General features: G+C 69.2%; 8 protein-coding genes. 1 reads left to right on the forward strand and 7 read right to left on the reverse strand.

What is annotated here, in order from left to right; all coding sequences use genetic code 11:
• Positions 1-254 precede the first annotated feature (254 nt).
• The 6 genes from WHN02_RS21965 to WHN02_RS21990 all read right to left on the reverse strand — a co-directional run bounded on the left by WHN02_RS21965 (position 255) and on the right by WHN02_RS21990 (position 7,447).
• Positions 255-2,234 carry a dipeptide ABC transporter ATP-binding protein gene (locus WHN02_RS21965; protein WP_434740592.1) on the reverse strand — a complete coding sequence of 660 codons (1,980 nt, stop codon included), beginning with the start codon at positions 2,232-2,234 and terminating at the stop codon, positions 255-257.
• A 74-nt stretch (positions 2,235-2,308) separates the two neighbouring features.
• Entirely contained in the window at positions 2,309-3,187 is an 879-nt protein-coding gene (locus tag WHN02_RS21970; protein ID WP_434740593.1) for an ABC transporter permease, read from the reverse strand.
• Between the two features lies 1 nt (position 3,188).
• The gene (locus WHN02_RS21975) at positions 3,189-4,136 is read right to left on the reverse strand and encodes an ABC transporter permease (RefSeq protein ID WP_434740594.1); all 948 of its coding nucleotides are present in this window, start codon (positions 4,134-4,136) and stop codon (positions 3,189-3,191) included.
• A gap of 511 nt (positions 4,137-4,647) precedes the next feature.
• Positions 4,648-5,613, reverse strand: a complete 966-nt coding sequence (gene dmpG / locus WHN02_RS21980) for a 4-hydroxy-2-oxovalerate aldolase (protein ID WP_434744026.1) — start codon at positions 5,611-5,613, stop codon at positions 4,648-4,650.
• A gap of 41 nt (positions 5,614-5,654) precedes the next feature.
• A complete protein-coding gene (locus tag WHN02_RS21985) occupies positions 5,655-6,608 on the reverse strand; it encodes an acetaldehyde dehydrogenase (acetylating) (protein ID WP_434740595.1) in 954 nt (317 codons plus the stop codon).
• Between the two features lie 32 nt (positions 6,609-6,640).
• On the reverse strand, positions 6,641-7,447 hold the full coding sequence (locus WHN02_RS21990; protein ID WP_434740596.1) for a 2-keto-4-pentenoate hydratase: 807 nt from the start codon (positions 7,445-7,447) through the stop codon (positions 6,641-6,643).
• 169 nt (positions 7,448-7,616) lie between these two features.
• Between WHN02_RS21990 and WHN02_RS21995 the strand changes: the two genes are divergently transcribed.
• Positions 7,617-8,744, forward strand: coding sequence for a Fic family protein (locus WHN02_RS21995; protein WP_434740597.1), 1,128 nt, complete (start codon positions 7,617-7,619; stop codon positions 8,742-8,744).
• A 54-nt stretch (positions 8,745-8,798) separates the two neighbouring features.
• Here WHN02_RS21995 and WHN02_RS22000 read toward each other — a convergent pair whose 3' ends face one another.
• On the reverse strand, positions 8,799-11,096 hold the full coding sequence (locus WHN02_RS22000; RefSeq protein WP_434740598.1) for a right-handed parallel beta-helix repeat-containing protein: 2,298 nt from the start codon (positions 11,094-11,096) through the stop codon (positions 8,799-8,801).
• Positions 11,097-11,733: the final 637 nt, after the last annotated feature.

Genomic DNA, 11,733 nt, shown 5'->3' on the forward strand with positions numbered 1-11,733 from the left:
CCGGACGAATCCGCACCGTCCTGCTGAACGGCACTGGTACAGCCGGCCAGTGCGACGACGATTGCGCCGGCTATCACCCGGCCGAATATTCTGCGTGACTTAGTCGACATCGGAACTCCTTCGAACGGTGGCGGAAAATCAATCACACTCGGTCGGGCGGGGAAACAGTTCCGTTCCGTCCAACGGACCGGGCGACACCTCGCCGGTCCCGACATTCATGATTCGCCAGCTGCGAAAACGGTGTGTGCGTGCGACTACGCGGCGTGGGGACGATGTTCCAGTTCACCCGGGAAGTGACAGGCTGCGGACTGCCCGCCCCGGATCGACAGCAACTCCGGATCGGTGTCGAGACACACGGTCCGGTCCGGACGGGCCAACGGGCCGATCGGGCACCGGGTACGGAACCGGCAGCCCGACGGCGGGTTCGCCGGACTCGGCAGGTCACCGCGGAGCATGATCCGCTGTCTGCTCCGGGCGGCCAGGGTCGGCTCGGGTGACGACGACAGCAGGGCTGCCGTGTAGGGATGTTGCGGGCTGGTGTAGACCTCCTCCACGGTTCCGGTCTCCACGATGCGGCCCAGGTACATCACCGCCACCCGATCGCTGAGGTGCCGGACCACGGCGAGGTCGTGGGCGATGAACAGGTAGCCGATGTCGAGATCGCGCTGGAGGTCTTCGAGGAGGTTGATGATCTGCGCCTGGACCGACATGTCGAGCGCCGACACCGGTTCGTCCAGGATGATCACCCGGGGCTGCCGAGCCAGGGCCCGGGCGATCCCGACCCGCTGTCGTTGTCCGCCGGAGAACGCCCGTGGATACCGGTCCAGGTACTCGGGCCGGAGTCCGACGCGTTCCATCAACAGCCGCGCCTCGGCCTCCAGTTCCGCACCGCCCAACCCCCGCAGGGCGAGCGCCTCACCGAGGGACTGCCGGATCGTCCGCCGGGGGTTCAGGGAGGCGTACGGGTCCTGGAAGACGTACTGGACCGTGGACCTGATCCGGCGCAACGCGTCGCCGGTCATGGCCGTCACGTCCTCCCCGGCCACCCGGACGGTCCCTGCGGCCACCGTGTTGATCCCGACGATGCAGCGGGACAGGGTGGACTTGCCGCACCCGCTCTCCCCCACCAGTCCGAGCGTCTCGCCTGCGTACACCTCCAGGCCCACCGAGTCGACCGCGTACACGGGCTTTTCCCGGCCGAGCAGGAGACGTCGGGAGCCGACGTCCACCCGGAGACCGGTCACGCTGAGCACCGGATCGCCCGAGGGTGTGGGGGCGGGACCGTCCTCGGTCGTCGGGGCGGTGGACCTCCCCGCGATCCTGATCTCCACCCCCCGCTGCGCGACCAGACAGGCCGAGTGTTGACCGGCTTCCCCGACCGGTAGGAGCGCCGGCACCTGCTCCCGGCAGTCCCCCTCGGCCAGCGTGCAGCGCGGCGCGAAGGAACAGCCGTCGGGCAGGGCGGAGGGGTCCGGCGGCGAACCCGGGATGGTCGGCAGGACACCCCCCACGCGTCTGTCGTCGAGGCGGGGCATGGCAGACAGCAGGGCCGCGGTGTACGGATGCCGGGGACGTTCGAGGACATGGGCCGCGGAGCCCTGCTCGACGATCCGACCGCCGTACATGACCGCGACCCGGTTGCACATCTCGGCGACGACACCCATGTCGTGGGTGATGATCACGATCGCGACCCCGAGTTCGTCGCGCAGCCGCAGCAACAGGCGCAGGATCTGCGCCTGGATGGTGACGTCCAGGGCCGTCGTGGGCTCGTCGGCCAGCAGCAGCCGCGGCCTGTTGGCCAGGGCCACGGCGATCACCACCCGCTGCCGCATGCCCCCCGAGAGCTGGTGCGGGTACTGATCGATCTTCGTGGCCGCGTCGGCGATGCCGACCTGGTCGAGCAGTTCGAGGGCGCGTCGGCGGCCCGCGCGCCGATCGGTGCCGTGCAGGGTCAGCGCCTCCAGGATCTGGTCACCGATCTTCATCACCGGGTTGAGTGCGCTCTGCGGATCCTGGAAGACCATCGCGACGTCACCACCCCGGTACCGCCGCATCGCACGTTCGGGCAGGGTCGACAGCTCCTCGCCCTGCCACTGCACGGACCCGGCCGTCACCCGGCCGGGGGGCCGGACCATGCGCAGGATCGACCGCGCCGTCACCGACTTTCCGGAGCCGGACTCACCGACGATGCCCAACACCTCGCCGGGGTGGACGTCGAGGTCGACCTCGTTCACGGCCCGCACCCGACCGTGCGGGGTCACGAATTCGGTGGTCAACCCGCGGACTCGGAGCAACGGTTGGGTGTCGGTCACGAATTCACCGCCCGGTTCAGGGCGTCAGCGATCAGGCTGAACGCGATTGTCAACAACAGGAGGAGCAGGGCCGGCCCGATCACGTAGGTCGGCGACTGGTCGACGAAACGCAGACCGTTGTTCAGCAGTACGCCGAGCGAGGGGGTCGGCGGCTGCATGCCGAGTCCGACGATGCTCATGCCCGCCTCGATGTAGACGCCTGTCACCATCCAGATCGACGCGTTGAGGACGATCGCGTCCATCGCGTTCGGGACGATGTGCCGGGCGAGGATGTGCCAGCGGGAGATCCCCAGGACCCGCGCCGCGAGGACGTACTCGCGGTTCTGTTGGCTCAGCCACGCCGCGCGGGCCAACCGTCCGGCGACCGGGATCCCGGAGATCAGAATGGTGAGGAACAGGGCGAGCCGACCGGGGCCGAAGACCGTGACCAGGCAGATGCCCAGCAGGACTCCGGGAAAGCCGATGATGATGTCGAAGATCCGCTGTACGCCCGCACCGAGTCGCGCCGAGAGTGCGGCGGCCAGCCCCAGCACCAGGCCGAGCACCATGCTCAGCGGTACCGCCAGGAAGATCAGGCTGAAGTTGATCCGTAGTCCGTAGATGCTGCGGACCAGGATGTCGCGGCCGAACTCGTCCCGGCCGAAGGGGTGTGCCGCGCTCGGCCCGGTCAGCGCGTCGGAGCCCTGGTCGTCGTATCCCCCGGGGAAGATCACCGGTGCCAGGAGCGCCGCCAGCACGAGCGTGCCGAGCAGGGACAGGCCGATGAGTCCACGGGGCGTCTTGAAGGCGGACAGGTAGCGGCCCGTGGTCGGGCCGACGGTGATCCCTCGGTGACGTCGTGCGGTGGTCGTCGGTGTCGCCGGTACCTCTGCCATCTCAGTTCTCCAACCGGATTCGAGGGTCGAGCGCCGCCAGGATGATCTCCGTCAGCAGCTGGCAGAGCGCGGCGACGAAGACCGCGCCGACGATCAGCACCTGCAGCACCGTGAAGTCCCGTGAGGTCACGCTGGACACCGCGAGCTGACCGAGCCCGTTGCGGGCGAAGATGGCCTCGATGATCACCACGCCGGTCAGCACGTTGCCGATCTGCAGCCCCACCGCGACGACCGCGCTGCCGAGGCTGTTGCGGAAGACGTGCCGGAGGGTGATCCGCGTCGGTGAGGCGCCCTTGCTGACCGCGAGGTCGACGAACTCGGCGTTGCGCGTCGCCGACATCTCGGTCTCGATGAACCGCGCGACGATCGCCGCAGGGTGCAGGGCCAGGGCCACCGCCGGCAGGATCAGGTACTGGCTACCGATCTCCGGGTCGGAGAGGAAGGCCACCTCACCACTGATCGGAAGGATCCGGTTGAACACCCCGAAGACCAGGATCAGGACGAGTCCGATCAGGAACGAGGGGACCGCGATCAGGGAGCTGTTCACGAAGTCCAGCAGGGCCTTGACCCACCCGACCTGCACCGCGCCCGCCAGGACTCCCAGGATGGCACCGAGGACGATCACCAGCAGGGTGGAGGCGACAGCCAGTTCGACGGTGCTCTCCAGGCGGTCACCGATCAGGCTGGCGACGCTGCGGCCCCGCAGGTAGGACTCGCCCAGGTCGCCGCGGAACATTCCCGCGACCCAGTCCCAGTACTGCACGAACAGCGGACGGTCCAGTCCGAGTTCGGTACGGATGGCAGCGATGCTCTCCGCCGACGGGTCCGGCCCGGCCAGGGTCACGGCGACGTCACCCGGTGCCAGCCGGGGCAGCGTGAACGCGATGACCGAACTGGCGAACAACACCAGGGCGATGCCCGGGATCTTCCCCAACAGGAATCTGATCACTGGAACGCCCCTATCCGGAGGACCGTGGGCCAGCACGCCCCGGATCCGCGCCAGTCGCCTTCGACATCGAGAACTCCCTCGAAGCTGGTGCCGTCTACGCCCCCCGCAGTGGGGTGGCCCCCGCATGATCGGCACACCGTAGGACGGTCCGACCGACGCAGTCACCAGGCTCGGTCCGCCTACCAGAACAATCCGACCCGGCCGTACGACCTGGGCACGTTCGACCCACCGGGCCCTCACCGGGCAGGTGGGAGCACCCGACCGACCAGGTCGGGTGCGGGCGGATCGGGGGTCGGTCGACGGGTGCGCGGGCACCGCTGCGCACCCACGATCCGATAGACGGGAGCCGTTGTACGACGAGCGTGGACGGCGATCTACGCGGACCCGGTTCCCTCCCGGGCGTCGCGGGCAGCCCGTTCCCGGCGGGAGGGCCTGACGCCCTCGTCGGGGCGAGGAGGCCTGCGGCCCCGGTGCGGTGTGCACCGGGGCCACGTCTGCGGGTCGGGTCGCCCTACCGGTCGGCGGCGCGGCTCAACGCGATGTCGATGATCATGTCCTCCTGGCCGCCGACGAGGTTCCTGGCGCCGCACTCCATGAGGATGTCGCGGACGTCCACCCCGTACTGCCGGGAGGCGCTCTCGGCATGGCGGAGGAAGGAGGAGTAGACCCCGGCGTAGCCCATCGTCAGGGTCTCGCGGTCCACCCGGACCGGGCGGTCCTGCAACGGCCGGACGATGTCGTCGGCGGCGTCCTGCAACGTGAACAGGTCGCAGCCGTGCGTCATGCCGGACAGGTCGGCGACCGCGACGAACGCCTCGATCGGGCAGTTCCCCGCACCCGCCCCGTGTCCGGCGAGGGAGGCGTCGACCCGGTTGACCCCGTGCTCGACGGCGACGATCGAGTTCGCCACCGACAGGGAGAGGTTCTCGTGGGCGTGGATGCCGATCTCCGTGGTCGGTTCGAGCACGTCGCGGTAGGCCCGTACGCGTGCGACGACGTCGTTCATCGTGAGTCGGCCGCCGGAGTCGGTGACGTAGACGCAGTGGGCACCGTACGACTCCATCAGTTTCGCCTGCCTCGCCAGGTCCTGCGGCGGCGCCATGTGCGACAGCATGAGGAATCCGGAGACGTCCATCCCGATCTCGCGGGCCGCCGCGATGTGCTGGGCCGCGATGTCGGCCTCGGTGCAGTGCGTCGCCACCCGGACGGAGCGGACACCGAGATCCCACGCGGTCTTCAGCTCGTTGATGGTGCCGACGCCCGGGAGCAGCAACGTCGTGAGGCGGGCGTTGCGCAGCACGTCGGCGGCGGCCTCGATCCACTCCCAGTCGGTGTGCGATCCGGGTCCGTAGTTGATCGAGGACCCGGCCAGGCCGTCGCCGTGGGCGACCTCGATGGCGTCGACACCCGCGGCGTCGAGTGCGGCGACGATGCGCCTGACGTCGTCGACACCGAGACGATGGCGTACGGCGTGCATTCCGTCACGGAGGGTGACGTCCTGGATGAAGACTGAGGTGGTCACGCGGCCTTCTCCCTGTCATGACGGACGGCGATCCGTTCGGCCACCTGAAGGCCGGCGGAGGTCATGATGTCGAGGTTCCCGGCGTACGCCGGAAGGTAGTGCGCGGCGCCCTCGACCTCGAGGAACACCGACACCTGATGCGTCGGCCGAGGCGCGTCGGGCTCGACGAGGGTGTCGAGCGGCGTGGTGTCCGGGATCTCGGAGACCTGCACCCGCCGTTTGAGCCGGTAGCCGGGCACATAGGCCGTCACGTCGGCGACCATCCGTTCGATCGACTCCCGGATCTCGTCGTGGAGGCTCCGGTCCGCCGCGTCGACCAGGGCGAAGACCGTGTCCCGCATGATCAGCGGCGGCTCGGCGGGGTTGAGGACGATGATCGCCTTCCCGCGCCGGGCCCCACCGACCTGCATCACCGCCGCCGCAGTGGTCTCGGTGAACTCGTCGATGCTGGCTCGCGTACCCGGACCGGCGCTCTTCGAGGCGATCGAGGCGACGATCTCGGCGTACGGCACGGGAACGACCCGGCTGATCGCCGCCACCACCGGGATGGTCGCCTGACCGCCGCAGGTCACCATGTTGACGTTCGGGGCGTCGAGGTGCTCCGCGAGGTTGACCGCCGGGACGACGTAGGGTCCGATCGCGGCCGGCGTGAGGTCGACGAGTCGCCTGCCCAGGGGCTGCAACCTGCCCGCGTTGTAGGTGTGGGCCTTGGCCGAGGTCGCGTCGAAGACGATCTCGATGTCGTCGAACTCGGGGAGCCGGACGAGTCCGTCGACGCCCTCGTGTGTCGTGGCGAACCCGAACCGCCTCGCCCTCGCGAGCCCGTCGGAGTCTGGGTCGATGCCGACCATCGCGCCCATCTCCAGGTGGCGGCTGGTCCGCATCACCTTGATCATCAGGTCGGTCCCGATGTTGCCGGACCCGATGATGGCGACCTTCTTCTTGATCATGACCGTCCTAACCGGCTGCCACGCACGCAGCCCTACTGGCCGAAGGTGACCGAGACCCGACCGAGTCCCGTCAACGTGGCGGTCACCGAGTCGCCGGGGCGGACCGGCCGCATCGGCCCCAGCGCCCCGGAGAGGACCACCTGCCCCCCTCGCAGCGGATCGCCGAGTTCACGGGCCTGACGCGCCAGCCAGACGACCGCCTCGATCGGATCACCCAGGCAGGCCGCGCCGTCGCCGGTGGAGACGACGCTTCCGTTGACCGCCATCTGCATGCCGACCTCCCTCGGCTCGAACAGGTCGAGCGGCCGGCGCAGCGGGCCGAGCACGAACGCCCCGGCCGAGGCGTTGTCGGCGACGGTGTCGCCGAAGGTGATGTCCCAGTCCTGGACACGACTGCCGCAGATCTCGATCGCCGGTGCCGCGCACTCCGTCGCGCGGCGCACCTGAGGACCGTCGAGGGGGCCGTCGGCCAGGTCGTCCTTGAGCACGAACGCGATCTCGGCCTCGACACGGGGCTGCAGGACGGCGTCGTACGGCACCGTCTCGCCGTCCTCGTACGCCATGTCGTCGAAGAGCAGCCCGAAGTCCGGGCTGTCCACACCGAGCTGCCGCTGCACCGCCTCGGACGTCAGCCCGATCTTGCGCCCGACGAGGGTCGCACCGGCGGCGACGCGTTCGGCCGCCAACCTCCGCTGGACGGCGTACGCCGCGACGACGTCGTCGGCACCGATCAGGTCCCGTACCGGTCGGGTGGGCCGACGCTCCGAGGCGGCGACCCGGAGACGGTCGGCAGCAGCAGCCACGGCGAACGAATCGATGCTCGGGAGAAGCTCAGTCACCGGCACAAGGGTCGAGTACCTCGACGGTGGCGGCAATCGGATCGTTCCACCCAGCGATACGCCGACGGCCGACGCCGCAGGCGCGATCGGTCGGTGACGCCGCCCTGCCACCCAGGGGTGATGCCGGAATCATCTCGGGATCATGCGGAAATCATTATAGGATTGGTGGATGCTGTACCAGACTCCCACGCTCGCCGACGACGACGAGCGCGTGCTCGGCGAACTCGACACCATGCGGGACGACCTGCGATACCAGCTCGCCGAGCCGCATCGCTGGACGGGACAACTCCGACGCACCCTGATCGCCCACGCCATCCAGGGCTCGAACTCGATCGAGGGTTACCAGGTGTCCCTCGACGATGCAGCCGCAGCCGTCGCCGGAGACGAACCGGTGGAGACGAACCCGCAGACGTGGGAGGTCATCACCGGCTACCGCGACGCCCTGACCTACGTACAACAACTCGCCCGCTCGCGTGAGTTCACCTGGCAACACATGTTGATCAACGCGCTGCACTTCATGATGCTTCGGCACGACCTCGCCAGATGGCCGGGGCGCTTCCGTCCGGGAGACATCCACATCGACGAGGCGCACACCGGCCGACGTGTCTACACCGGGCCGGACGCGGACGACGTTCCGTCCCTGATCTCCGAGCTGATCGACTGGCTGGCCGACGGCGAACCGGAGACACCCCTGCTCGTCCGGGCCTCGATGGCCCACCTCAACCTCGTCAAGATCCACCCCTGGCGGGACGGCAACGGTCGAATGTCCCGCTGCCTCCACACCCTCGTACTGGCCCGCGACGGTGTACTCGCCCCGGAGTTCTCCTCGATCGAGGAGTGGCTCGGCGTCGGCCGGAACACGTACGCCTACTACGACGCGCTCGGTGAGGTCGGCGGTCGACACTGGCAGCCCGGGAACGACACCGGCAGGTGGATCCGGTTCTGCCTCAGCGCCCACCACCAGCAGGCCCAACTGGTCCGACAACGCATCGACCAGGCCGCCCGTCTCTGGGAACTGCTCGACACCTGGGTCCGGCGTCACGGGCTGCCGGAGCGGGTGGTCAGCGCCCTGCACCTGGCCGCTACCGGCGGCCGAGTTCGACGAACCGTCTATCAGCGCGACGAGAACCTCACCGACGACCAGGCGACCCGCGACCTTCGCGCCCTGGTCCGGGCGGACCTGCTCGAACAGCGCGGCGAGACGCGAGGCAGGGTCTACGTCGCGTCTGCGACGCTCCGCGATCTCGCCGCCCCGGCGCTGCGCCCGAAGGAGATCACCGACCCGTACCGGCGGTGAGGCGCAGCCCGGGACCTGCCCGCGTACCCGGCGACGGGGTCTCCGTGGTGCCGGTCAGCCGGCCGACACCGAGGTACGGATGTCGTCGACGACGACACTGCCGTAATTGGAGCTGTTGGCGTAGAAGTCGATCTGGGCGACTCCGGCCAGGGGGTTGCGGAACCTGCTGTCGTCGAGGACCCGCACCCCGTCGAGGTAGAGGTCGAAGGTCTGACTCGCGGTGCTGATCACCATTCGGAGGTTGTACCAACGACCAGGCGCGTACGACCCGACGGTGACCAGGGTCGACCCGGAGTACGCCCGGATGGTGTTCCTCGTCATCGCCAGGCTGACGGCGTTGAGCCCGTCGGCACCCCGTACGTAGGGGATGGCGAAGTGGTCGTTGCCGGAGACGTACGCCGTCTGGCGCATGACGTCGGCCTCCACCGTCACAGTGCCCACGAGTGGGGTGGCGAAGGTCTGGGAGAGGCTCGTACTGCCGCTGTTCGTCGTACGGGTCAGCCGCACGCTCTTGTCCGATGCGCTCGGCACCTCGACCACCGCGACCGATCCCCCCGCCGCGCTGACGGCCAGCCCGTTGGTCCCGCTCGCCAGGTTCCCGGTGGGCAGGGCGTCGAAGGTGTGCCGCGTGACGTCGGGCGGCACGGTCCCGCCGGGCTGCTCGAAGGCGCCGATGTCGGGGGCACCGTTGTAGAGGGGGTTCCCCGCGTAGTCGCGTCCACCGTTGCCCCCGATGGTGACGCCCGCGTCGACGGCCGGGGAGCCGGTGGCAACCCGGAGTTCGTGGGCGGCGGCCAGGGCCGGTCCGGTGGTCGGGGTGCCGGAGGGTGCGTCGATCGGCGCCGAGACGAAGCGCGGGTCGCCGACCCTCGCCACGGTGTCGCCGGCCGGCACCGGGAGCGTCGCCCCGCCGTACAGGTTCCGGTGGTACGTGATGGTGGGGCTGGTGGTCAGTGTCGCGTTCGCCCTGGTGCTGTAGAGGATGTTGTTGGTGATGGCGTACCGGGAACTCAGCGAACTGCCGTAGCCGTAGATGAGGTAGCCGCTCGCGTCGTTGTAGATGGTGTTGTTGTAGATGTTCGCGTTCGCCGCCACGTCGGAGTGCAGGTAGATCTGGTAGCGGGTGTTGCTGGTGATCACGTTGTACCGGACCGCGACGTCGCCGAAGGCGAACTGGCAGAGCAGGATCCCGTCGCCGTTGTGGTGCACGTAGTTGTACTGGATCACCTGAGCGGTGGTCCCCTTGTCGGCGTCGATGCCGTTGGAGTCCGCCCCACCCGCCTTCTTGGAGGTTCCGAAGACCTCGTTGAACTGGATCTTCACGTTGTCGGCGAAGTAGGTCTCGATGCCGGAGGTCCCGGCCCGGTCGACGACGTTGCGTTCGATGACCCCGCCGCGCACGTCGGTCAGGTAGATGCCGTTGCAGCCGTACGCGGTGCCCGCCTGGGTGATGTGGTTGTCGCGGATCACGACGTTGGTGTGGGGCCTGAACTTCGGGTCACCGGCGTTGGCGCGGGTGCCCCAGCCGGTGGCCACCGCACCCGGGTCGGACCCGGTGTACTGCTTGACAGTGATGCCGGCGAAGGAGGTGTTGGCGATCCGGGAGTTCTGGATCACCACGTCGTTGATGATCGTCGGGGTGGTGGGGGGTGCGGCGATGTCGCGCACCGTCGTGTCGATGACGATGCCGCCGGTCTTCTTCGAGGCGTCCCACCCGGTCTGGAAGGTGATCCCGGGGGCGTTGTCGGCGGTGCTGCCGCCGATCCAGTTGACCTGACCGGTGACGTCGTGCACGTAGACGGCGTCGATCACGAACCCGTCGAGGGTCTGGCTGTTGTCGCCGCTGACGTGGATGCCCCGCAGGTCGCGCAGGTTGGCGCCGGGGGTCGAGGTCGGGGCCACCGTGTTGGTCACCTCGATGTTGCGGATCGTCCAGTACTCCTGGTTGAACAGGCGTACCGCGTCGCCCACGGCACCGGCCCCGTCGATGCGGGGCTTGTTCCCGCTGCCGTAGGAGTCGATGACGACCGGCGAACCGGCGGCACCCGAGCCCTTGGGCCAGAGCTGACCGGTCCACCTGCTGCCGGCCTTCAACAGGATCCGGTCACCGGCTCCGAAGGTCGTCGAGTTGACCTTGTTGAGGCTCTTCCAGGGCTGGGCCTCGCTGCGACCGGTGTTGGTGTCGAGTCCGGCCACGGCGTCGACGTAGTAGATGGTGTCGGCCGCCTGGGCGGGTGCTCCGACCATGGCCACCAACCCGCAGGCGGCGACCATGGCCACGGAGACCAGGAGGCTGAGTCGGCGGCGCAGGCGTGCGGGGGGACGTGGTGTGGGCAGCGGTACGGGGCGCATCGGCGTGCTCCTCGGCGGCGGTCCGGTGGATGGGGGGTCGGACGGGGTTCGTCACCGGTCTGCCACAGGACCGGGGGACGACTGGGGACCTCGGACGGGACGGGTGGCTTCCGAGACCTTCGGAAAACGTATTCCATCACATCGATACGACAAGGACAACGATGAGCGTCGATAAAATCGATGCAGAACGGGACCCACCGGACGGCCCTCGACACCCACACGCCACCGGCGGAGGGCCGGACCGGTCAGCGGATCGACCACCGCCGCAGTGCCACAACCCGACCCCACCCTCGACCGACACCACCCACCGCCGGCGGCACGGGTGGCCCACCGGTGCGGCACCGCACGTCAGGGCAGCTCGACGAGGGTGCCGCCGATTCCCGGACGACCTGTTCGCCCTCCTGTCGGACCGGTGCCGGCCGACACGCCCGCATGGAGAACGCATTCCGAGCTGCCCGACACCCGCCACCCCCACTCCCGGCCGCACCCCCGACCCCGGTCACCCCTGTGGAACCGCCCGCACAACCGGGGCACGCCCGCACACAGCCAAGACACGCCCGCACACAGCCAAGACACGCCCGCGCGCCGCCAAGGCACGGCCCGCTCACAGCGAGGTGGTCCGCCCGCGCGCCGCCCG

Origin of the sequence: Micromonospora sp. SH-82 (genome assembly GCF_051132485.1) — a bacterium.
Taxonomy (GTDB): Bacteria; Actinomycetota; Actinomycetes; order Mycobacteriales; family Micromonosporaceae; genus Micromonospora.

What these genes read in the sequence shown, in the direction of transcription:
- WHN02_RS21985 (WP_434740595.1), bottom strand. Translation starts at nt 6,608, where the DNA reads ATGATCAAGAAGAAGGTCGCCATCATCGGGTCCGGCAACATCGGGACC.
- dmpG (WP_434744026.1), bottom strand. Translation starts at nt 5,613, where the DNA reads ATGCACGCCGTACGCCATCGTCTCGGTGTCGACGACGTCAGGCGCATC.
- WHN02_RS21995 (WP_434740597.1), top strand. Translation starts at nt 7,617, where the DNA reads ATGCTGTACCAGACTCCCACGCTCGCCGACGACGACGAGCGCGTGCTC.
- WHN02_RS22000 (WP_434740598.1), bottom strand. Translation starts at nt 11,096, where the DNA reads ATGCGCCCCGTACCGCTGCCCACACCACGTCCCCCCGCACGCCTGCGC.
- WHN02_RS21970 (WP_434740593.1), bottom strand. Translation starts at nt 3,187, where the DNA reads ATGGCAGAGGTACCGGCGACACCGACGACCACCGCACGACGTCACCGA.